Source organism: uncultured Bifidobacterium sp. (assembly GCF_963540075.1).
GTDB lineage: Bacteria > Actinomycetota > Actinomycetes > Actinomycetales > Bifidobacteriaceae > Bifidobacterium.
This window is the reverse complement of the sequence record NZ_CAUTOG010000017.1, coordinates 1-21312: the sequence shown is the minus strand read 5'-3', so window position 1 is coordinate 21312 and position 21312 is coordinate 1. Positions and strand designations below refer to the sequence as shown.

The following is a 21312-nucleotide window of genomic DNA, read 5'->3' as shown; positions in this document are numbered from 1 at the left end:
GCCGCGGCGTCGTGGGTCGGGGGGACGGAATTCTCTGCGCTGGTCGTCGTGGACATGGCCCCATTGTGACGCGTCTGCATGACGAGAGGCCGACGGCGTTCCTCTCGCCGGGACGGCTATGATGTGGCCGTTTGCTCTGAGCTTAACCTTACGAAACGGAAACACGGGGGACGCATGGACCTGCTGCGCAAGAAGACGGTGAACCAGCTTGCCGCCGAGGCGACGCCGCTGAAAAGGACGATGACGACGTTCGACCTGACGATGCTGGGAATCGGGGCGATCATCGGCACGGGCATCTTCGTGCTCACGGGCAAGGGCGCCCTGACGGCCGGGCCCGCCCTGTGCCTGTCCTTCATCCTCGCGGCCATCTGCTGCGGCTTCGCGGGACTGTGCTACGCGGAGTTCGCGGCCATGGTCCCGGTGTCGGGATCCGCCTATTCCTACGCCTATGTGGCGTTCGGCGAGATCATCGCCTTCATCATCGGATGGGACCTCATCCTCGAGTACGCCCTGCAGGCCGCCACGGTTTCCGCCGGATGGAGCGGCTACTTCGTCAAGCTGCTCGAGGGCTTCGGAATCCATATGCCCACGGTCCTCACCGCGGCCTGGGGCACCACCGCGGGCGTGACGACCTGGTTCAACCTGCCGGGCTTCGTCATCGTGCTGCTCATCACCTGGCTGCTGTCCATGGGCATCAACCAGACCCGGCGCGCCAACGACGCCATGGTCGTCGTGAAGCTGGCGATCATCGTCCTGTTCATCGTCTGCACCGTCTGGTTCGTCAACCCCGCCAACTGGAGGCCGTTCGCGCCCTACGGCGTGTACACCTTCCAGCCCGGGTCCACGCAGCCCATGGGCATCCTGCCGGCGGCGTCCATCGTGTTCTTCAGCTTCATCGGATTCGACGCCGTGTCGTCCTCCGCGGAGGAGACCATCGAGCCGAACCGCACCCTGCCCCGCGGCATCCTCTTCTCGCTGGCCATCTCCACGGTGTTGTACGTCGCCATGACGCTGATCATGACGGGCGTCGTCAAGTACACCGATTTCTCGCGCTTCGTCAACGCCCCCGTCGCCGGCGTGATCCTCGCCACGGGCATGAACTGGCTGGCCGTCATCGTCAATCTGGGCGCGCTGCTGGGGATGACGACGGTGATGCTCGTGCAGCTGTACGGGCAGTCCCGCATCTGCTACGCGATGAGCCGCGACGGCCTCTTCCCGGGCTTCTTCGGCGAGATCCATCCGCGCTACCTCACGCCGTTCAAGGGCACATGGTTCTTCGGTCTGCTCACGGCCATCGCCGGCGGCCTCATCAACATCAACGTCCTGTTCGAGCTGGTGAACATCGGGACGCTGACGGCCTTCATCATCGTCTCCGCCGGCGTCCTGTGGATGCGTCATGCCCAGCCCGGCGCCCATCGCGGGTTCCGCGCCCCCTGGGTGCCCTTCACCCCGATCTGCGCCATCGTGTTCTGCCTCGTGCTCATCGCCGGACTCAACTGGCAGACCTGGGTGCGGTTCGTCGTGTGGTTCCTTCTGGGCATGGGAGTGTACTTCGGGTATTCACGCCGGCGCTCGAAGCTCGGGACGCAGGGGACGCCGACGGTCGGCTCCGGACCGCAGACCGGCTCGGGACCGTCGACGTCGACGTCATCAAGGTCGGCGGCGATGACCGCGGAACCAGGGGCCGCGGACTGAATCCGGCGCATCACCATCGACCCGGAGGGCTCTGGAGGCTGTCCCCCACCTCGCCCACGGGACGCCGACGCTATCCGTCGTGCCGTTGGAAGGCCAGACGCTCGGGGTCCTCGTCATGGTCGGGCAGGAGTATCGTCCCGCAGAACGCGAAGCCGAGGCCGGCGAGGATATGCCGCATGGCGTGGTTGTTCCTGTGCGTGTCGATGCGCACGTTGGGATGCGAACCAAGAATCCATTCCAGGCAGGTCCGGGCCGAGCGCGGCCTGAGACCGGAGGAGGCGAGACGATGGACGGCGACATAGGGGTCGTCGTCCAGCCAGGCCCCGTCGATGGAGGCGTAGGAGGGATCCCTCCCCTCGCACAGCGCAAACTGCGCGAGCAGACGCTCCCGCCCGTCCTCCCCGTCATCGACGAGGAGGAACGCCCGTCCCAGACGGATGTCCTCCTCCACGGTGGACCGTCGGGGGAAGACGGTCCCCCACTGCGTCGGATTGCCGGCGGCGGCCATGAGACGACGGGCCCGCGCCAGCGTCGCCAGCATCCGGGTGAGGTCATCGGCGGCGGCCGGCCTCATGCGATTCGACGATTCCATGCGACTCACACCACGCGACGGACGAAGGGATCCGAGCTGATGCCCTGGGCGAGGATGTCGCGGCTCCACTGCCTGGCGCTGAACAGGCTGTGGTCGCGGTAGTTTCCGCAGCTTTCGATGGTGGTGGCGGGCACGTCGTCCCAGGTCGCCTCGAAGCCGATGAACTCCAGGGACTCCTTGAGGGCCTTCGCCACGTCCACGGTGCTGTGCTCGCCCCAGGTGAGCAGATGGAAGCCGGTGCGGCATCCGAACGGCGAGCAGTCGATGTAGCCGGGAATGCGCTTGCGCAGCTGCACGGCGAGCGTGTGCTCGATGGTGTGCAGACCGGCGGTGGGAATGGCGTTCTCGTTGGGCTGGACGAGCCTGAGGTCGTAGTTCGAGATGACGTCCCCGTGTGGCCCCTTCTCGGTGTCGATGTACCGCACGTAGGGGGCCTTCACCTTGGTGTGGTCGAGCTGGAAGCTCTCCACGACGGGTTCCTCCCCGCCGTCCTTTGCCGTCGTGGCATCCGTCGTATTCTCACTGTTCATCTCTGTTCGATGTCCTTTCCTCGGATGATGTCCTGGATGATGATGCGGCATGGGATGCCGCACCACGTGATGATCGTCCGGCTCCTGCACGACCCGAGGGCCCACCCGCGGACTCCCCCGCCGTCCCGGACGAGGCGATAAGCCGCATGAAGCGGCGACCGTAGCGGGCGAGCTTGGCCTGTCCCACCCCGTCGACGGCCAGGAACTGGGCGTCGGTGAGAGGCCGTATCCGCGCCATGTCCCTCAGGGACCGGTCGGAGAAGACCATGTAGGGCGGCCGGCCCATCTCGGAGGCGATATCACGGCGCAGGCCGCGCAGGCGGGAGAACAGCTCCTCGTCATCCGAGGAGACCACCGCTCCGAAGCTCGCTGCGGAATCCGCGCCCGCGGAGCCCGGACGCATCCACGGCTCGACGGCACCACGCCGCTGCAGCCGTCTCATCTCGTAGCGGAACCCCGGGGACGCCGTTCGGGCGGCGTCGGGGCCGAAGCCCACGACGGGAAGCCTCCCCTCGCTGATGCGCAACAGCCCATCCGCCGCCATCTGGTTGAGCACGTCGCGGATCGTACGCTCGGGGATGGAGGCCAGGGAGCCGAAGCTGGGAAGCCCGTCGAGACCGCGCTCCGTCAGCTCGCGCGTACCGGATCCATGAAGAACCGACACGACCTTCCCGGCGCCGAAGCGCTGTCCAAGGTCGTGCACGCAGCGGCTGATGGCCACGGCCACCTCCGTCACGTCCTGCCGGGAGACCTCGCCCTCGCAGTTCGAGCACATGCCGCAGTGCACGTCGGACGCCTCGGTTCCGGCCACCTCGTCGGACGCCTCCGTCCGACCGGCGGATTCGGCCTCGAAGTACCGGGTGATGTAGCGATGCAGGCACCCCGTGGTGCGGCAGTAGCCGACCATGACGTCCAGCAGGCGGCGATGCCCCATCAGCACGGCCTCCTGCCGCTCGGGGGTGAGCCTGTCGTTCGTCTCCCCCCGGGCGATCAGCCGACGTCGGGTGACGACGTCCGATTCGTTCCACAGCAGCGTGCATCGGGCCGATTCCCCGTCACGCCCCGCCCGTCCGGCCTCCTGGTAGTAGGCCTCGAGGCTGTCGGGGATGCCGTGGTGGATGACGTAGCGCACGTCGGATTTGTCGATGCCCATGCCGAAGGCGTTGGTGGCCACCGCCACGGACGCCCGATCGGTGACGAAGTCGCGCTGGGCGCGGTCCCTGTCCGCGGGGGACATGCCGGCATGATAGGCGACGGCCTTCACCCCGCGGTCCCGCAGCAGGGCGGCGACGTCCTCCGTCTGGCGCCTCGTCGTGCAATAGACGATCCCCGACTCATCGCGGTGGGCAAGGGCATAGCCCGCGATCCAGGACTTTCTGCGACGGGAGTCCATGGGGATGACGTCGAAGTAGAGATTCGGCCTGTCGAAGTTCGTGACGAGCACATGCGGGTCGCGCAGGCCGAGCAGAGCGACGATGTCCCGCCGCACCCGTTCCGTTGCCGTCGCGGTGAAGGCCGCGACCACGGGCCGTCGGGGAAGCGCGGCGATGAAGTCGCCGATTCCGAGATACGAGGCGCGGAAGTCCTGCCCCCACTGCGAGACGCAGTGCGCCTCGTCCACGGTGACGAGGCCGATGGGAATCCGGGCCGCGAAATCACGGAAGCGCGCAGTCTCCAGACGTTCCGGAGCGACGTACAGCAGCCGCACATCCCCTCGAGCGGCGCGGGCGAACGTCTCGTCCTGCTGCGCGGGGTCCTGCCCTCCCGTGATGCAGGCCGCCTCAAGGCCCGCGTCGACAAGCGCGTCGACCTGATCGCGCATCAGGGAGATCAGCGGTGATATCACCAGCGTCAGTCCCGGCATGACGGCGGCGGGAACCTGGAAGCAGACCGATTTTCCGGCCCCCGTGGGCATGACGCCGAGCGCGTCATGCCTCGTCAGTATCGCATCCACGAGCTCCTCCTGCCCGGGACGGAAGCGCTCATGGCCGAAATATCGCCGAAGCGCCTCCAGCGGGGTCATGGCGGGGCCGGTCGTCCCCGAGGACTCCGCGGGGATTCGCGACGGGACGTCGTAGGAGGTGTCAGGGCTCATACCTGCGAGACTAGACGGGGCCGCCGTCAGCGACGTCTCAGATTCCGCGGATGGCGTCGAAGGCCTGGCCGAGGTCGTCGAGGAGGTCGTCGACCCCCTCGACGCCCACGGACAGCCTCACGAGATTCGCCGGAACCGCAAGCGTGGTACCGGCCACGGAGGAATGCGTCATGGCGGCCGGATGCTCGATAAGGGATTCGACGCCCCCGAGGGATTCCGCGAGCGTGAAGATCCTCGTGGCGCCCGCGAAGGCCCTGGCGGCCTTCTCCCCGGCCCTGAGCTGGACGGACACCATGCCACCGAACCCGCCGTGCATCTGACGGGCGGCGACGTCATGCCCCGGATGGCTTTCGAGGCCGGGGTACCACACACGCTCCACCTCGGGCCGGCCGGAAAGCCATTCGGCCACCTTCAACGCGTTCTCGCTGTGCCGATGCACGCGCAGATCCAGCGTCTTGAGGCCTCGGATGTCAAGCCACGAGTCGAAGGGCGACGGCACGGCCCCGGCCGCGTTCTGGAGGAAGGCGACCCTGTCGCGCAGCTCCTCGTCGTCCAGCACGACGGCGCCGCCGACGACGTCCGAATGGCCGCCGATGTACTTGGTGGTGGAGTAGGCCACCGCGTCCGCGCCCTCCTCGAGGGGGTGCTGGAGCACCGGGGAGGCGAAGGTGTTGTCGACGACGACCTTCGCGCCGGTGCGATGCGCCACCTCGGCGGTGGCGGCTATGTCGGTGATGCCCAGCAGCGGGTTGCTCGGGGTCTCCACCCATACGTAGGCGTAGCTGCGCGCCTCGAGCGCGGCGGTGACGGCCTTCAGGTCGGTCATGTCGACCACGTCAAGTCCGACCCCCCAGGGGACGAACACCTTGGACAGCAGGCGGTAGGTGCCTCCATACACGTCGTTTCCGAGCAGGATGCGCTGGCCCGGCAGAACGCTCGAGCGCAGCAGCACGTCGATCGCGGCGAGCCCCGAGGAGAAGGCGATCGCGTATCGCGCTCCCTCGATGGCGGCCAGCTGGGCGTCGAAGGAGTCGCGCGTGGGGTTGACGGAGCGGCTGTAGTCGTAGCCGTGGCGCAGACCGCCAACGCCGTCCTGCTTGAAGGTTGATGTCATGTAGATGGGCGTGATGACGGCTCCCGTGGTGGGGTCCGGCTCCTGGCCCGCATGGATGGCCCGTGTGGCGAGCGCGGCGCGCGTGAGGTCGAGGCTGTTCTGCTCGGTGGTCATGGTGTGTGTTCCTTTCATTCCCCGTGAAGGGTGGGCATGCCGTTCCGGCCGATGGGCGGGAGCGGGCGATTGAGTTATCGGTTCCGTGATGACGCGTTATGGGGGTCTGCGATGGAGGGCGTATTCGCGGTCAGGCGAGGTGGTCTAGAGGTAGCGCGCGGCGAGGGGCTCCGGCGTGGTGCGACCGACGACGTCGGCATAGCCGTGGTCACGCATCCAGTCGTCGCTGAAGATCTTCTCGAGGTATCCGCGCCCCGAATCGGGGAGGATGACGACCATGAGCTCGTCCTCGTCGAGGTCGTGCGCCTTCGCGTATCTCACGGCGCTGACGACGGCCATCCCGGAGGACCCTCCGACCAGCAGCCCCTCCTCGGAGGCGAGGCGCCGGGTCATCTCGAAGGCCTCGGCGTCGGTGACCTGGACGATCTCGTCGGGGATGCTCCTGTCGAAGGCCCTGGGGAAGAAGTCCTCCCCCACGCCCTCGATGTCGTATTGGTGGACGTTCTCCGGATCGGAGTAGATGGAGCCTTGGGGGTCGGATCCGACGACGACGACGCCACCGTCCGAGACCTCCTTGAGGTAGCGGCCGGTTCCGGAGATGGTCCCTCCCGTGCCGATCCCGGCCACCAGATGCGTGATGCGATGGTCGGTGTCGCGCCAGATCTCGGGACCCGTGGTCTCGTAATGGCTGAGCGGCCCGTTGGGGTTCGAGTACTGGTTGGGCTTGAAGGCGCCGGGGATGCTTGCCGCGAGACGGTCCGAGACGTTGTAGTAGGAGCGCGGGTCCGAGGGCTCGACGTTCGTGGGGGCCACGACGACCTCCGCTCCGTAGGCCCGCAGCACGGCGCGCTTCGATTCGGAGACCTTGTCGGGCACGACGAAGATCGTCCGGTACCCGCGCTGCTGGGCGACGAGGGCCAGCCCCACCCCCGTGTTCCCGCTGGTGGGCTCGACGATCACGCCGCCGGGCCTCAGCTGTCCGGAGCGCTCGGCGGCGTCGATGATGCGCTCGGCGATGCGGTCCTTGGAGGATCCGCCGGGATTGAGATACTCGATCTTGACGGCGATGGTGGCGCGCACCCCGTCGGTGACGTGGTGCAGGGCGACAAGAGGACTGCCGCCGATGAGGTCCGTGATGGAGTCGTGGATGGTCATGATGTCTCGTTTCCGGAAGCGTGCTTCCTGGTCATTCGGGTTTCGTGGACTTGATGAGGGATTCCCGCTCGGGGATGCCGCGAGGGGTTCCGTCCGTCCCCGAACGGGAGGGCGACGCAGGTCTGGGAGAAGACAGAGGGAAAGGATGGCCGGATGCGAATCATCCGCGGTCATTCATCGCAGGACGGTATGGAAAACACGCCTGACTGCAGGCCTCGAGGGCATGCATGAAGATTTCGCGCCCAAATCGGCGCCGCCTATCTCCCGATCTCCAGTTATGCGTTGTCGCCCGCTCGCCCGAAGGCGTCGGTCAGCGACAACAGCAACATGAGAGATAAGCCATGCCTCACACCCTAGCACCGCGCGGTCGCACGGCGTGTCGGTCAGCGAGGCCGACCGGGATCCCCGGATACGTCCTCCCCTCCGGTGCCGCGACGGGAACGTGGCGACGCGAGACGCACCGCCTCCTCCGCCACGTCGTCGCGACGGGCACGGAGAAGGGGAAGGCGCGGAGCAATACTCCCGTTGCGGGCATGCCCTAGGGTGGGCCGCATGGATGTCATCGAAACACAGAAGGACCGCACGGACCTGCCTCTTGTCGTCATGCCCAGCGTCATCGCGTCCATGGTGAAGCCCTTCACCGATCTTCTTGGGCTGCTCCATGACGTCGCCCGCGTGCGGATGTGGACCGACTCCACCCTCGACGCCGACGAGATCGTCCGCCGGTGTGAGGGAGCGGACGCGGTGGCCGTGCTGGGATTCCACGTGACGGACGCGCTCTACGTGCGTCTGAGGGACCATGTGCGCTGCTTCGCCTTCGGCGGCACGGGGGTGGCCAGCTACATCGACATGCAGAGAGCGAAGCGCGACGGCATCGCCGTGTGCAACGTCGTACGGTATGGTGACCACGCCGTAGCCGAACACGCCATGGCACTCGTCCTGGAACTGGCCCGTCATGCCGGTGCACTCGACCAGGACGTGAGAGCCGGCCACTGGCGGGGAAGGGACGGGATATCGCTGCACGGACGGACTCTGGGACTCGTCGGCTTCGGCGGCATCGGTCAGGCCATGGCGTCCATCGCCGCGGGGTTCGGCATGGAAATTCTGGCATGGAACTCGCATCTGCATGCCGACGCCGTGAAGCGGTACGACGTCAGACCCGTTGACTCCATCAGAGACCTCTTCGCATCCTCGGACGTCGTCAGTCTGCATCTGCCCCTGCTGGACTCCACGCGGGGGGTCGTCACCGCGAAGGACCTCGATGCGCTACGTCCCGGAACCCTGTTCGTCAACACCGCCCGTGCGGAGATCATCGAGGAGGGGGCGCTGACCCGGCGACTGTCGCGAGGGGACGTCCCGGCGGGTCTCGACGTGTTCGAACGGGAGCCGCTGCCCAAGGACGACCCGCTGCTGCGGATTCCGGGGGTGGTGGTGACCCCCCATGTCGCCTGGCGGACGGATGAAGCGTTCCGGGGGCTCACGGAACAGGTCATTCGTTCCATGTCCTCCTTCCTGGCCGGCGGACGATTCAATCGCGTCATCTGAGGGCTCAGGGGACCTCCACACGACTTCCCCCCTACGCTCCGGAACAGCGGTGACGCCATGGAGTTCGGATCCGGGGCGTCACGGGGCGATGTCATGTGGCATCCGCACCGCATTCGTCGGGCTCCGCGTCCGGTGCGACGGCGTCGGGCATGGTGGCGGCCGCGATCAGTGCGCGCGCATAGTCGGTGCGGGGCGAGCGCAGAACATGCGATGTCGGACCCTCCTCCTCGAGGCGGCCGTCGTGGAGCACGACGATGCGGTCGGCCAGTCGATGGACGACCCCCAGGTCATGGGAGACGATGAGCAGCGCCATGTCGGGAGCGGCCCGGCGAATCGCCGCCAGAGAGTCGACAAGCCGCATCCTCGCCACGACGTCGAGCGAACTCATCGGCTCGTCGGCGACGACGAGCCGGGGACCCAGGACCAGCGCACGGGCGATGACCGCACGCTGCGCCTGTCCGCCGGAGACGTCCGAGGGATAGAGGGGCAGGAACACGTCCGAGTCGAGTCCGGCCGCGGACATCGCCCACCGGACGCGCTCGGCGATCCGGTCGGAATCCCTCCATCCGGCGATCCGCAGCGGCTCCGCCACCGACCGGCCCAGCGGCCAGCGCGGATCGAGGGCCAGAAGCGGGTTCTGGAACACCAGCCCCGCCTCGGAACGAAGAGCCCGCCACCCGGCCGAGCGTCGTCCCGACACGGGAAGCCCGCGGTACGCCACCTCGCCGGCGGCGGCCGTCGCCAGACCCAGCAGAGTCCTCACCAGGGTGGTCTTGCCCGATCCTGAACCGCCGATAATCGCCAGACACTCGCCGGGGAACAGGTCGACGTCCACCCCGTGCAGCACGAGACGCCGGCCGCGACCACGTCCAAGGTCCACGGCGAGGCCGCGGGCGGACAGAAGAGGACGTTCCGTCGTCGCCCCATCCTGGGTCTCGGTCTCAGTCGCGTTCCGCTCGTCCGCTTCATGTCCATCCGCGTACCGGTCATCTCTGTGACGGTCATCCGCGTCTGGCGCCTCACGCCCCGCCATTCGGTGCTCCCTCCCGATCCTCGTTCGTCCGGTTTCCCCCATCCAGGCCGAGATCCTCCGATCCGTCACCGCCAACGGCGTCACCGTCGTCATCGCGGCCCCGCAGGGTGAGCAGACGGGCGGCCCGGGAGAGCACGCGGCCCTCCTCGCTGGAGGGGGAGGAGATCAGAGCCCGAGTCGGCCCCTCCTCGACGATGCGGCCGGCCGAGAGCACATGGCAACGCGTCACCGCCCGCGACAGAACCGCATAGTCGTGGGTGATGAGCAGCAGCGATGCCCCAAGGTCGTCGACGAGCGAGAGGAGCAGGTCGATGACCTCCCTTTGGATGAGGGAGTCAAGCGCCGTGGTGGGCTCGTCGGCGATGATGAGCCGCGGCGAGGAGATGAGGGCCATGGCGATGCACACGCGCTGCTGCTGACCGCCCGACAGTTCGTTCGGATACCGCCGCATCGTCTCGGGGCCGAGGCCGACGCGGCCCAGCATGTCCTTGGCCCGACGCCGCCGCTCCTGGCGGGACAGGTCATAATGGAGCCGCAGGGGAAGCTCGACCTGATCACCGATTCGCGTTACGGGGCTGAGGGCCGATCCGGGGTTCTGGAACACGGTCCCCACCGTCCTGCCGCGGAAGGAGGCAAGTCGCTCCTCTGGGGCTCCCACCACCTGCACGCCGCCGAGAAGTATGGAGCCGCCGACCTGGGCCCCGTCGGGCGGAAGCCCCACCAGGGTCCGCGCAAGGAGGGACTTGCCCGATCCGGATGCGCCGATGAGACCGACTCTTTCGCCGTCGCCGATGTCGAGGTCCAGCCCGTCGAGGATCCTGTGGCCGCTGACGGCCACGCACAGCCCACGCACATGGAGGCTCATAGGCCCTCCTTCCGCTTCCGCGCTGCGCCGCGGGAGCTCCGTGAGACCTCATACGACGAGACCCGGCGCAGAAGGGGGTTGGCCACGGGATCGACGGCCTCGCCCAGGGCGTCGCCGAAAAGGTTCAGCGCCGCCACGACCACGGTCACGACGAGTCCGGGCCAGACCACGGTGAGCGGATGGACGCTGACGAGTCCCACGGAGGCCGCCAGGGAGGACCCCCAGCTGGGAGTCCCCGTCGGCACTCCGATGCCCAGATAGGTGAGTCCCGATTCGGCAAGCACCGCCGTGGCCGCGGACAGCGACAGCTGCACGGCGAGGACGGGCACGGCGTTCGGGATCACATGGCCGAGGACGATCCGCGCCCATGACCCTCCGCTGGCCCGGGCGGCCTCGACGTAGCCGGAGCGGGAGGCGAGAAGAACGCGCGGACGCGCCACGCGGGCGAGGTTGAGACCGTATCCCAGACCGCAGGCGAGCACGACGACCGCGACGCCGGCTCCCAACGGCACCGCGAGGATCAGCGCCACCAGCACCGTGGGGATGGAGATGAGCGCATCCGTCATGACGGCCATGGCCGCCGACGCCGCCGGGCCTGCGGCCGCCATGAAGCCAAGCAGCAGCAGCCCCTCGATCGCCGCCAGAGCGGTGGTGAGAAGCACGATGAGAAGGTCGATGCGCGATCCGGCCATCAGCCAGCTGAGGACGTCGGCGCCCGTGCCGTCCGTCCCCAGCGGATGCCCAAGCGACGGCCCCTGCCAGGCGTCATAGCCGTTCGCCTGGGTCAGCGGCACCGGCGTCCAGACGCAGGACGTGAGCGCGACGACGATCCAGAGGGCGATGACGACCACACCGAATCGGCCCTGAGGATGCGACCACAGCGAAATGGCGACGGCACGGACCCTCATGCGCGGCCCTCCTCAGGACGAGCCCTCCGCAAACGGGGGTCGAGCAGCGAATGCAGCAGGTCGACGACCAGGCCGATGGCGAGGAACAGCGCGGCGAGAAGGAACAGCTCGCTCTGCACGACGAGAAGATCCCTGTTCCCCACGTCCTGCAGCAGCCCCGAGCCGAGGCCGGGCAGAGCGAACAGGCTTTCGACGACCATCACCCCCGTCACCATGCTCGCCAGGGTGAGGCCCACGACGGAGACGAGCTGCGGCATCGCCAGACGCAGGCCCACCCGGACGCCGGCCTCCCGCCGTGTCATGCCGCAGGCCATGGCCATGGCCACGCTGTCATCCGATACGGCCTCGGCGAGCGCCGACCGAACATAGCGCATCATCTGCGCGCCGACGATGACGCCGACCGTCAGGGCGGGAAGCGCCAGAGACTCCAGCGCACGACCGGGCGAGGCCCAGCCGTCGTCAGGGAACCCCTGGGAGGGCAGGACGCCGAGGATTCCCGTGCCACGACCGAACAGCAGCAGAAGCAGCAGCCCCGCCCACAGCGCCGGGACGGATCCGCCGACCACGGCGACCATGTGGATGGCGGACCGCACGGATCCGCGTCGAGCCAGCACGGCCGCACAGCCGGCCGGCAGCCCGACGGCGAGCGCCACGGCCATCGACAGCAGGATGAGCGGGATGGTGATGCGGGCACGGATGGCGATCTGCGAGGCCACCGAGCGTCCGGTGAGCATCGAGGCGCCGATGTCGCCACGCGCAAGCCCACCGACCCAGTCGACGTACTGCTCGGCCAGCGGCCGGTCGAGTCCGAAGCGCGTGCGCAGCGCGGCCACCCGGGCGGGCGAGGCATTGGTCCCCGCCATCACCGAAGCCATATCCCCCGGCAGTATCCGCAGCGCGACGAACACGAGAACCGACACGAGGATGAGGGCCACGGCGAACATGGCCAGACGGCCAAGGACGAATCGCATGACGACCTTCCCGGTCCGCCCCGCGTCCTGCGGTGGCGGCCTTGAGCGGCGCCTCGCCCACGCGACCGCCTCGCGGGCGGTACCGCGGGCCGCTCACCGATTCACACTACCCTTGTCGCCGCATCCGCGACAGCCATCGCGCGAGCGCGACGAAGGGGCAGGATGGTCCGAGGCGTCGCGAGCGCAGACGCGCCGCGCCGCCGTCCTCGCGGGCGCGGGCCTCCGGGAAGAGTGTCGACGCCCCTTCCGCCGATGCGGTCCCACCGGCGTGATCCGTCTCCTCGTTCCTCGTCGCACTCGTCATCATGACCGTCCTTTCCGTCGATCCGTCGCGCTGCGGCCCCTGGCCGACGGATCCGAGACACGCGTTATGCCCTGGCCGAAACGCCGTGGGCCCCATTATACCCCCTGGGGTATCATGAGGCCATCACCAGTACGACGACGCGAAAGGACGGCCATGCACCTGGTCATCATCGGAGGAACGGCAGCCGGAATGAGCTGCGCCGCACGCGCCCGGCGCCTCGACGAGAAGGCGTCCATCACGGTCCTCGAATCCACCCGGCACGTCTCCAGCGCCAGCTGCGGGCTGCCCTACTACGTCTCAGGGACCATACCCCACCGCGAGGCCCTCGAGGTCGAGACGCCCGAGACGCTTCTCGCCTCGCTGAACATCGACGTGAGGCTCGGAAGCACCGTCACGGGTCTCGACCCCGCCGAACGCGCCGTGCAGGTCTCCACCGCCGACGGCGAGAGGGACGTCCCCTATGACGCGCTCGTCATCGCCACCGGGACGAGGGCGGCCCTTCCTCCCGTCCCCGGACTGGACTCGCCGCGCGTCCACACGCTGCGGACCATCGGCGACGCCGTGGCGCTTCGGGAGGTTCTCACGCACCACTCCGGTCCCGCACCCCTCCGCGCCCTCGTGATCGGCGCGGGCTTCATCGGGCTGGAGGCGGCCGAGAACCTCGCCGACGCCGGCGCCGTCGTGACCATCGTCGACGGAGGCCCCCATCCCCTGTCGCCCCTTGACGCGGACATCGCGACCTATGCAATCCAGGCGCTGGCGGCCCTCGGGGTCTCGTCGCATATGTCGACGACGGTGGTCTCGCTGTCCGACGAGGGCGGTTCCGCCGTCGCCATGCTGTCGGACGGGACCCGCGTCGAAGCGGACGCCGTCGTGGTGGCCACCGGCGTGCGGCCCAACTCCGAACCCTTCGTGTCCGCCGGCGTAAAGGCCGACCACGGGTGGATCGACATGGACGCCCACGGCCGCACGTCCCTCCCGTCAGTCTGGGCCGTCGGCGACGTGACGCTTCGGACGGACGCCGTCACCGGAGCCCGGCATCCGCTGGCGCTGGCGGGGCCCTCGAACAGGGACGGCAGACTGGTCGCCGACGCCATCCTCTCCCCTGACTCCGCCAGACCCCTGCCATCCGTCGTGGGGACCGCGATCGTGCGCATAGGACGCACCGTCATCGGCATGACGGGAGCGTCCGGCGAGGCGCTGGACAGGGCGTCCATCCCCTTCCACACCCTGCATCTGCAGCCCTCCCAGCACGCGGGATACTATCCGGGCGCCCAGGACGTCGACCTCAGGGTCCATGTGGGGGCGGACGGCAGGCTTCTCGGCGCCCAGGCCGCCGGAGGCGACGGCGTCGACAAGCGCATCGATGTCCTGGCCACGGCCATCAGGGCCGGCATGCGGGCGGAGGACCTCATCGACCTCGACCTCGCCTACGCCCCTCCATTCGGATCCGCGAAGGACCCCGTCAACTTCGTCGGCTACATGGCCGACGACCTGTCCACCGGTATGCTCCGGCAGACCGAGCCGGAGCAGCTTCCCGCCGCGATCGGCGGGATGATGATCCTCGACGTGCGCACACCCGCGGAATTCGACCGCTGGCATCTGCCGGGGGCGATCAACATCCCCCATACACGGATGCGGGAGCGTCTCGACGAAGTCCGAGCGAACGCAGCAGGACGGCGCGTGCTCGTCGTCTGTGCCTCCGGCAAAAGGGCCTACCTCGCGCATCGCGTACTGGAATCGGCGGGAATCGACTCGACCGTGCTGGCCGGGGGAATGAACACTTTGGAAAGGTACCTGTAGACATGAACGACGCACGAACGAGAACGCTCCCCGGGGCGCGGACCGCATCCGCGCCCCCGGCCGACGCCGGGCGGAAGGGCGCGGACGACGCCGACTCCCGCAGAGCCATCCTCAACAGGCTGAAAAGAGCCTCGGGACAGCTTGACGCCGTCATCGCCGGCATCGAGCAGGGACGGTCCTGCCGTGACACGATCACGCAGCTCAGCGCCGTGAAGAAGGCCCTGTCCCGCGTCGGCTTCCTCATCGTCACCACGTCGATGCGCGAATGCCTCGGCGCCGACGACGGACCGACGACGGATCCCGGAACGGAGGCGGCGCCCGACGTCCGGGAACTCGAGAAGCTCTTCCTCATGCTCGCATGAGGATCGCGGGGCCTGAACGCCATGACCCCGCATTCCGCGTCCCGGCCATCGTGCGCGGGGTCGCGGGACGGCCATCGCATGGCCATCGGCGCACGGACGGCCCAAGGCCCCGCCCGTGCGAACACCACAACGCTCCGGAAGCCGCCGGGACAGCCAGAAAAAGGAGACATCCATGTGCTACGAAGTCACCTGCCCCATCTGCGGAAAGAGGACGTGGGCCGGATGCGGAATGCACGTCGACCAGGTCATGCGCAACATCCCCAAGGATCAGCGCTGCCCGGGCCACGGAGCCTCGTCCAAGGCCGGAGGCAACGGGTCCGGTCTTTTGTCGCGTCTCTTCGGATGATTGCCGCTCCCCGCCCTCATCGGACCGGGAGCCGTTTCCCGGTCCCCGCATGCCCGAGCGGAAGCGGGGGCACCCACCGTCATTCCATCCGGTACGCCACCTTCCACAGCGGCATGAGGGTCTGGTTGAGGTTCGTCGGGAACCCGGTGACCCCCTTCGCCCATGCCGTGGAGATGCGGTAGTTGAACAGCCAGTCGGCGGGCGCGTCCTCGGAGACCAGGCGCGCGGCCTTCCTCAGCAGGCGGTCGGTGGTCGCCGCGTCCGTCGAGGCCATGGCCTGCCCGTACAGCGATTGCACGGTGGCGTTGTCGTAGCCGTAGTAGTAGTCGGCGTCGGTCCACTGATAGAAGTCATGGCTTTCGTTATGGTCCACCAGAGACAGGTCGTAGTCGTGGTTCGTGTACACGTTCTGCAGCCAGGTCGCGAACTCCACGACGTTGACGGTGAGCGTCACCCCCACGCGGGCGAGCTGGGTCTTCAGCTGCCGGCCTATCTCGGTCCCGTAGACGTTCGCGTAGGTGAGGGTGAGCGTCAGCGGGTGGTCGGCATCGTAACCGGCCTCGGCCAGTAGGGTCCGGGCCTTCGCCTCATCATGCGGATACAGGCCCGTGAGATCCGCATAGCCGGGATCGAGCGAGGGGATGGGACCTCCGAGGGCCTTGTCCACTCCGCCCCGGGCGGCGATCAGCTCGTCGGAGTCGATGGCGTAGCGCAGCGCCTGCCTCACCCGCCTGTCGGAGGTGGCCTTCCCCTTCCCGTTGAAGGCGAGGACGTACTTGTCCGTCCCATCGCCCACCTTCACCGTGTAGCGCGCCGTGTCCTTCGAGAACGTCGAGGCGAGGTTCTGGCTTACCGGGGCGAGGATCTGGACGGTTCCGGACTTCAGGGCGTTCACCGCGGCGTTGTCGTCCGTGTAGTAGCGCAGCACGATCGTCCGCGTCCGCGGCGTGTCCTTCCCCGTGTAGCGGGTGTTCGCCTTCAGCGTTATGGAGGTTCCCGAGCGGAAGGAGGAGACCACGTACGGCCCCGACCCCACGGCGGAGGTCCGTGCATCGTAGTCGGCGTCCTTGTCGAACACCAGCCCCGGCCGCCCGGCGAGCACCCACAGCAGATCCGCGTACGGCTTCGTGAGGACGATCCTTACGGTGTGGGCGTCCACGGCCTCGATGGAGGAGAAGTTCCTCAGCAGCGAGGCGTCGACGTACTGCCGGCTGACGAGCTGACGGATCGACCAGACCACGTCGTCGGCGTCCAGGCGGTCGCCGTTGGAGAACGTCACTCCATGCCGAAGCCTGAAGACGTAGGTCCTCCCATCGGAGGAGGTCGTCCATGACGTCGCCAGCGACGGAATCACGGTATTGTCGGAATTCCGACCGACCAGTCCCTGGTACACGTTGCCGATGAGCACCTGGTCGAGCGCGGATCCGGACTGGTTGCGGATGTCCAGGTTGGTCGGCGCCAGTTTGAGGCCGATGCTCACCGTGTCCGCCAATGCCGTGGAGGAGGACGACCGACGCGTCCTGACGACGAGCAGCGAGACCACCACGGCCACGACGAGGAGCGCGGCCAGCGCCACCCATGGCCACCGTCGGCGGCGACGCGGAGGGCGCTCGCGGGCGGCCAGCGAGTCGTCCAGGCTGCCCATCGATGCCCCATGCCGACCGTCTCCGTCGTCGTTCCCAGGTCGCCGGACGTCATTCGGGGGTCCGACGGGCTCCTCGTGCAGAATCCCCCCGGATCCGGCGACCAGCCCCTCTCGCCCCGTCCCGGCGCCGCTCCCTCCGGTTGACGTCGCCGGGCCTCTCGTTCCCTCATCGCCGCTCGCGGTCGCGTCGGACGATCCGTACGCGCCATGGTTTTCTGACATTGTCCCCAGCCCTCTTCGTCGGGGCGTCATGACCCGTCCCCTCCGCCGCCGAAGGACGACGGGCGACGAGGGGGCCGCACCATGCACGCCATGAACTCATGAATCTCGCTGGACGCCCATCGGGTCGCCCGCCGCCTTCAGCGTATACCGCATCGAGGATGGCATGGGGATGACGTATGAGGAGCCGGGACCTCCCCGCCCTTCCGGACACGTCCGCGGAATCGCGGGTCGGCCGCGAGGGCCATGGTCCCCGGAACTCATCCGTGGCGATGTCATCTCTCCCGCCGGCCGACCACACGGGAATCCTATGATGGATGCCAAGGGGTCCGCGCGCATACGGCGACGGATCCGCCATCCACGGTCAGGGAGGCCCCATGCTCGTCGCCGTCGACATCGGCAACACCAACATCGTCCTGGGTTTCCTGGCCGGCTCGCGGATAGTGGCGGCGCACAGGATCTCCACCCGCACCCCCCGCACCGCCGACGAGTACGGCCTGCTGCTCACGCAGCTGCTGGCTCTGCACGACATCGCCTCCGACGACGTCGAGGACGTCATCGTCTCCTCCGTCGTGCCGAAGATCATGCACTCCTTCCGCGGCGGCATCGTCACGTATCTGAAGGTCGACCCGATGGTCGTCGGCCCCGGCATCCGATCCGGCATGCGCATCGACATCGAGGACCCCAAGACGCTGGGAGCCGACTGCCTCTCCGACTGCGCAGGAGCCTACTACCTCTACGGCGGTCCGGTTCTGGTCGTCGACTTCGGCACGGCCACCACGTACAACTACGTCGACGCCTCGGGAACCATCACGTGCGGGCTCATCACCACGGGCATCCGGACGGGCGCCGCGGCATTGTGGGACTCGGCCGCGCAGCTGCCGGAGGTGGAGATCACCAGACCCACCACCATCCTCACCCGGGATACGCGCACGGCCATGCAGGCCGGCCTGTACTACGGATTCCTCGGAGGCGTCGAAAGAACCATCGCCCAGTTCCATGAGGAGATCGACGAGGACTTCCGCGTCATCGCCACGGGAGGGCTCGGAAGGATCTTCGCCGACCGCACCGATCTCATCGATGTGTACGATCCCGAACTCATCCTCAAGGGGATGGCCGTCATCCACGCGCGCAACCGCCGGTAAGGCCGCGTCGGCCGACCTGCGATTCCGCGGCCGGCGAGACCGGTCATGGGCGCGGACGCCGCGTCGGCGCGATCCGTCTCCCGCGACGCGAATCCCGAAGCGCTATTCCACGGTGAAGCCCTGGTTGCCCCCGTATTCCAGCAGATCCTGCTGCCAGAGCTCCACGCCGTCCATCAGCGACACCTTCTGACCGGGGAATTCGGGAACCGTCACGGTGCCTCCTCCGTCCTTCACCCCTCCGGCCATAAGGCGGGCGACCGCGTCATCGAACCTCGCCTTGCCCGTCGACCAGACATACGCCTTCCCGACCGTGGATGCGAAGTCATTGCGCGAATACACCTCGAAGGGCAGATACTGATAGCCCACGGAGACGTCCGAAGCGGCCTGGGCGAACACCTTGTTGAACTTCTGGCCGCCGAAATAGTCGACGTTGATCCCCCGTGAGTCCAGGATGGTCGTCCGATTGAGGAACGCCGGGTCACTGAGAGTACGCACATCGGCGGGGAACGACCCGCTCGCCACACGGGTGTCGATGCCCTCGCTTGAATGGCACACGTAGGCGATGAAACGATAGGCGGCATCGGGCTTGCGCGAGGATTTGAGGATGGCCAGTGCCGACCCTCCCTCCTCGGAGTTCGTCGTCGACCCGTCCTTGGTGGGCATCGTCGTCACGCGCCAGAGCCCCGAGGTGCCCGTGACGTCCGATAGCAGAAGGGAAGGCAGCCAGGCCCCGGAGAAGATCGACGCCACGGTCCCCTCGCCGACCGCCTTCTTCCAGGAGTCCGACCATTCGGTGAGATTCGTCGCGATGAGGCCGTCGTCGATCATCTTCTGCCAGAAGGCGGCGAAGGACCTGGTCCCCTTGTCGCTCGTCAGCGAGATGCTCACCGTCCGGCCGTCCTTCGACGTACGGAAGGGACGTCCTCCGGCCAGCCAGACCATGGAGGTGAAGAAGCTGGCGTCCCCGGAGTCGGCCGCGATGTACACGCCGATCTTCTTGAGCTTCTTGGCGGCTCTGTAGTAGTCGTCCCAGGTCCGGATCTTCGTGGCGTCGACGCCTGCCGCCTCGAACACCGACTTGTTGTAGAAGAAGGCCATCGGACCGGAGTCCAGCGGCAGCGCGTATACCTCGTCGTTGATGCTCACCGACGACCAGGTTCCTGGCGTGAAGAAGCCCGACATCCCCCGCGTCCTGTCGGTGACGTCCACCAGCTGGCCGCTGACGGCGTACTGCGGCAGCACGGAGTATTCGAGCTGGACGACGTCCGGCGTGCCGTAGCCGTTCTGGATCGCCGAGTTGAGCTTGTCATATCCGCTGGTCTCGGTGAGGTCGATGCGGATGTCCGGGTTGGCCTTCTCGAACTTCTCCGCGAGGGAGACCATGCTGGGCTCCCACGACCAGACCGAGACCACGGTGCGGTTGTCCCGTCTGCCGCAGGCGGCCGAGCTCAGCGCCATCACGATGGCCAGCAGCATGACCGCGAACCGGGAGACGCGCCGCCCCGGCCGACCCCGGAGCCGCATCGCATGCCGTCGTGCCATCAGGACGTCCTTCCGCATGTGCGGGCTCCCACCATCGATCCGCAGAGCCCTCCCGCCCTACGAGTGTACGACCCGCGTCCCGGATGAGGTTCCGTCGGCGCGACCACGGACCGCCGCCGACGGTCATCGGTCGCTTGCCGCAGCGGTCAGGGGAATCCGCGAGACGAACTCGCGGGTCTCCCCGGTCGCCGGGTCGACGAAGCGCAGCGACCTCGCCACCAACTGCAGAGGACTGGCAAAATCGTCGTAGGGCCTGTCGAGCACGCGCGGATACAAGTCGTCGCCGAGGATGGGAAGCCCCAGGGAGCACATATGCAGCCGCAACTGATGCGTCCTGCCCGTCCGCGGATGCAGCACATAGCGGCGCAGGCCGGCGGCGACGGTCTCCCCCGCCTCGATGAGGGTTTCGGCGTTCATGTCGCCATCCGTCTCGTAGGCCTGCAGCACGCCGCGGGTCTTGACGATATGCGAGCGCCTGAACATGGGGAAGGAATGGGGCGGATCCAGCGGCGTCGCCTCCCCGTGCCGGGGCGGGGCGACCGGAAGCTCCGGTCCGATGCATTCATAGGTCTTCTCCACCCGCCGGTTCTGGAAAAGCAACTGATAGGCGCCACGCCAGAAGGGGACGCGGACGAACACCACGACGCCGGCCGTGGCCCGGTCGAGCCGGTGCGCCGGCGTGATGAGAGGGTCGTCGTAGGTCTCGCGCAGCCTTATCAGGGCCGTCTGACGGTACCACATCCCCCGCGGCGTGGTCGCGAGGAAATGCGGCTTGTCAACGACGATGATCCGCTCGTCCTCGTACAGCACATCCAGGGCGAAGGGGATGTCCGGCTCCGAGATGACATGGCGGTGGGCCCCGGTCCCCCGTTGATGCGATGGGGCGGGGATGCTCCCGTGAGAGACGCCGGACCCTGCCCCCGCAGGCGCCTGCGGCGTGTTGGCGTCGAGGCTACTCGACGGTGACGGATTTGGCGAGGTTGCGCGGCTTGTCGACATCATATCCCTTGAGTTGCGCCATATCCATGGCGAAGAGCTGCAGCGGGACCACATCCACGAGCGGGCTGAGCAGGGTGCTGCAGACGGGACGCCAGAACACGGCGTCGGCGTATCTTTCGGCGTCCGGGTCCCCCTCCTCGGCGACGACGACGGTGTAGGCGCCACGCGCCTTCACCTCCTCGATGCCCGAGACGACCTTGTTGTGCAGAACAGCCCGCCCGCGCGAGGAGGGGACGATGACCACGACGGGCTCGCCCTCGTCGACCAGGGCGATCGGACCGTGCTTGAGCTCGCCCGCGGCGAAGCCCTCGGTGAAGGTGTAGGCGATCT

General features: G+C 67.9%; 19 protein-coding genes. 6 read left to right on the top strand and 13 right to left on the bottom strand.

Going from position 1 to position 21312, the window contains the following annotated elements:
* The first annotated feature begins 174 nt into the window (after nucleotides 1-174).
* Nucleotides 175-1695, top strand: coding sequence for an amino acid permease (locus RWX87_RS03475; protein ID WP_314686970.1), 1521 nt, complete (start codon nucleotides 175-177; stop codon nucleotides 1693-1695).
* A 70-nt stretch (nucleotides 1696-1765) separates the two neighbouring features.
* On the opposite strand, the gene RWX87_RS03470 is transcribed toward RWX87_RS03475, so the two are convergent.
* From RWX87_RS03470 to RWX87_RS03450, 5 genes are all read right to left on the bottom strand, one after another.
* Nucleotides 1766-2269, bottom strand: a complete 504-nt coding sequence (locus RWX87_RS03470; protein ID WP_314686969.1) for an N-acetyltransferase — start codon at nucleotides 2267-2269, stop codon at nucleotides 1766-1768.
* 23 nt (nucleotides 2270-2292) lie between these two features.
* Nucleotides 2293-2817: an S-ribosylhomocysteine lyase gene (locus RWX87_RS03465; RefSeq protein WP_314686965.1), complete on the bottom strand. Its 525-nt coding sequence runs from the start codon at nucleotides 2815-2817 to the stop codon at nucleotides 2293-2295.
* Nucleotides 2807-4840 (bottom strand): RecQ family ATP-dependent DNA helicase, encoded by a 2034-nt coding sequence (locus RWX87_RS03460; protein ID WP_314686992.1) that lies wholly within the window; start codon nucleotides 4838-4840, stop codon nucleotides 2807-2809. Before RWX87_RS03460 ends, RWX87_RS03465 begins: the two co-directional genes overlap by 11 nt.
* 109 nt (nucleotides 4841-4949) lie before the next feature.
* Nucleotides 4950-6140: a cystathionine gamma-synthase gene (locus RWX87_RS03455; protein ID WP_314686963.1), complete on the bottom strand. Its 1191-nt coding sequence runs from the start codon at nucleotides 6138-6140 to the stop codon at nucleotides 4950-4952.
* 144 nt (nucleotides 6141-6284) lie between these two features.
* A complete protein-coding gene (locus RWX87_RS03450) occupies nucleotides 6285-7295 on the bottom strand; it encodes a pyridoxal-phosphate dependent enzyme (RefSeq protein ID WP_314686962.1) in 1011 nt (336 codons plus the stop codon).
* A gap of 552 nt (nucleotides 7296-7847) precedes the next feature.
* On the opposite strand from RWX87_RS03450, the gene RWX87_RS03445 reads away from it, so the two are divergent.
* Nucleotides 7848-8840 carry a D-2-hydroxyacid dehydrogenase family protein gene (locus tag RWX87_RS03445; protein ID WP_314686960.1) on the top strand — a complete coding sequence of 331 codons (993 nt, stop codon included), beginning with the start codon at nucleotides 7848-7850 and terminating at the stop codon, nucleotides 8838-8840.
* Between the two features lie 91 nt (nucleotides 8841-8931).
* On the opposite strand, the gene RWX87_RS03440 is transcribed toward RWX87_RS03445, so the two are convergent.
* Genes RWX87_RS03440 through RWX87_RS03425 form a run of 4 tightly spaced genes read right to left on the bottom strand, consistent with a single transcriptional unit; the run spans nucleotide 8932 to nucleotide 12617 of the window.
* Nucleotides 8932-9873 (bottom strand): dipeptide/oligopeptide/nickel ABC transporter ATP-binding protein, encoded by a 942-nt coding sequence (locus RWX87_RS03440; RefSeq protein WP_314686959.1) that lies wholly within the window; start codon nucleotides 9871-9873, stop codon nucleotides 8932-8934.
* Nucleotides 9860-10738: an ABC transporter ATP-binding protein gene (locus RWX87_RS03435; protein WP_314686957.1), complete on the bottom strand. Its 879-nt coding sequence runs from the start codon at nucleotides 10736-10738 to the stop codon at nucleotides 9860-9862. The genes RWX87_RS03440 and RWX87_RS03435 overlap by 14 nt, the downstream gene beginning before the upstream one ends.
* On the bottom strand, nucleotides 10735-11646 hold the full coding sequence (locus RWX87_RS03430) for an ABC transporter permease (protein WP_314686955.1): 912 nt from the start codon (nucleotides 11644-11646) through the stop codon (nucleotides 10735-10737). The genes RWX87_RS03435 and RWX87_RS03430 overlap by 4 nt, the downstream gene beginning before the upstream one ends.
* Nucleotides 11643-12617 carry an ABC transporter permease gene (locus RWX87_RS03425; RefSeq protein ID WP_314686953.1) on the bottom strand — a complete coding sequence of 325 codons (975 nt, stop codon included), beginning with the start codon at nucleotides 12615-12617 and terminating at the stop codon, nucleotides 11643-11645. Before RWX87_RS03425 ends, RWX87_RS03430 begins: the two co-directional genes overlap by 4 nt.
* 457 nt (nucleotides 12618-13074) lie before the next feature.
* Here RWX87_RS03425 and RWX87_RS03420 point away from each other — a divergent pair, with 457 nt between their 5' ends.
* From RWX87_RS03420 to RWX87_RS03410, 3 genes are all read left to right on the top strand, one after another.
* The gene (locus RWX87_RS03420; protein ID WP_314686951.1) at nucleotides 13075-14724 is read left to right on the top strand and encodes an FAD-dependent oxidoreductase; all 1650 of its coding nucleotides are present in this window, start codon (nucleotides 13075-13077) and stop codon (nucleotides 14722-14724) included.
* A gap of 2 nt (nucleotides 14725-14726) precedes the next feature.
* Nucleotides 14727-15086 (top strand): metal-sensitive transcriptional regulator, encoded by a 360-nt coding sequence (locus tag RWX87_RS03415; RefSeq protein ID WP_314686949.1) that lies wholly within the window; start codon nucleotides 14727-14729, stop codon nucleotides 15084-15086.
* Between the two features lie 172 nt (nucleotides 15087-15258).
* Nucleotides 15259-15432 (top strand): hypothetical protein, encoded by a 174-nt coding sequence (locus tag RWX87_RS03410; protein WP_314686946.1) that lies wholly within the window; start codon nucleotides 15259-15261, stop codon nucleotides 15430-15432.
* Nucleotides 15433-15511: 79 nt separating this feature from the next.
* On the opposite strand, the gene RWX87_RS03405 is transcribed toward RWX87_RS03410, so the two are convergent.
* Entirely contained in the window at nucleotides 15512-17077 is a 1566-nt protein-coding gene (locus tag RWX87_RS03405; protein WP_314686944.1) for an ABC transporter substrate-binding protein, read from the bottom strand.
* Between the two features lie 596 nt (nucleotides 17078-17673).
* On the opposite strand from RWX87_RS03405, the gene RWX87_RS03400 reads away from it, so the two are divergent.
* Nucleotides 17674-18441 (top strand): type III pantothenate kinase, encoded by a 768-nt coding sequence (locus RWX87_RS03400; protein WP_314686990.1) that lies wholly within the window; start codon nucleotides 17674-17676, stop codon nucleotides 18439-18441.
* A 102-nt stretch (nucleotides 18442-18543) separates the two neighbouring features.
* Here RWX87_RS03400 and RWX87_RS03395 read toward each other — a convergent pair whose 3' ends face one another.
* The 3 genes from RWX87_RS03395 to RWX87_RS03385 form a co-directional block, all read right to left on the bottom strand.
* On the bottom strand, nucleotides 18544-19965 hold the full coding sequence (locus RWX87_RS03395; RefSeq protein ID WP_399552291.1) for an ABC transporter substrate-binding protein: 1422 nt from the start codon (nucleotides 19963-19965) through the stop codon (nucleotides 18544-18546).
* A gap of 141 nt (nucleotides 19966-20106) precedes the next feature.
* On the bottom strand, nucleotides 20107-20799 hold the full coding sequence (locus tag RWX87_RS03390) for a pseudouridine synthase (protein ID WP_314686986.1): 693 nt from the start codon (nucleotides 20797-20799) through the stop codon (nucleotides 20107-20109).
* Nucleotides 20800-20935: 136 nt separating this feature from the next.
* Nucleotides 20936-21312: SIS domain-containing protein (locus RWX87_RS03385; RefSeq protein ID WP_314686942.1), on the bottom strand; the 377-nt coding region annotated here is incomplete at its 5' end.

Coding starts and splice junctions, on each gene's coding strand:
- RWX87_RS03445 (WP_314686960.1), top strand. CDS start 7,848: ATGGATGTCATCGAAACACAGAAGGACCGCACGGACCTGCCTCTTGTC.
- RWX87_RS03440 (WP_314686959.1), bottom strand. CDS start 9,873: ATGGCGGGGCGTGAGGCGCCAGACGCGGATGACCGTCACAGAGATGAC.
- RWX87_RS03430 (WP_314686955.1), bottom strand. CDS start 11,646: ATGAGGGTCCGTGCCGTCGCCATTTCGCTGTGGTCGCATCCTCAGGGC.
- RWX87_RS03400 (WP_314686990.1), top strand. CDS start 17,674: ATGCTCGTCGCCGTCGACATCGGCAACACCAACATCGTCCTGGGTTTC.
- RWX87_RS03435 (WP_314686957.1), bottom strand. CDS start 10,738: ATGAGCCTCCATGTGCGTGGGCTGTGCGTGGCCGTCAGCGGCCACAGG.
- RWX87_RS03405 (WP_314686944.1), bottom strand. CDS start 17,077: ATGGGCAGCCTGGACGACTCGCTGGCCGCCCGCGAGCGCCCTCCGCGT.
- RWX87_RS03410 (WP_314686946.1), top strand. CDS start 15,259: ATGTGCTACGAAGTCACCTGCCCCATCTGCGGAAAGAGGACGTGGGCC.
- RWX87_RS03395 (WP_399552291.1), bottom strand. CDS start 19,965: ATGCGGCTCCGGGGTCGGCCGGGGCGGCGCGTCTCCCGGTTCGCGGTC.
- RWX87_RS03475 (WP_314686970.1), top strand. CDS start 175: ATGGACCTGCTGCGCAAGAAGACGGTGAACCAGCTTGCCGCCGAGGCG.
- RWX87_RS03415 (WP_314686949.1), top strand. CDS start 14,727: ATGAACGACGCACGAACGAGAACGCTCCCCGGGGCGCGGACCGCATCC.
- RWX87_RS03455 (WP_314686963.1), bottom strand. CDS start 6,140: ATGACCACCGAGCAGAACAGCCTCGACCTCACGCGCGCCGCGCTCGCC.
- RWX87_RS03450 (WP_314686962.1), bottom strand. CDS start 7,295: ATGACCATCCACGACTCCATCACGGACCTCATCGGCGGCAGTCCTCTT.
- RWX87_RS03425 (WP_314686953.1), bottom strand. CDS start 12,617: ATGCGATTCGTCCTTGGCCGTCTGGCCATGTTCGCCGTGGCCCTCATC.
- RWX87_RS03420 (WP_314686951.1), top strand. CDS start 13,075: ATGCACCTGGTCATCATCGGAGGAACGGCAGCCGGAATGAGCTGCGCC.
- RWX87_RS03470 (WP_314686969.1), bottom strand. CDS start 2,269: ATGAGGCCGGCCGCCGCCGATGACCTCACCCGGATGCTGGCGACGCTG.
- RWX87_RS03465 (WP_314686965.1), bottom strand. CDS start 2,817: ATGAACAGTGAGAATACGACGGATGCCACGACGGCAAAGGACGGCGGG.
- RWX87_RS03460 (WP_314686992.1), bottom strand. CDS start 4,840: ATGACCCCGCTGGAGGCGCTTCGGCGATATTTCGGCCATGAGCGCTTC.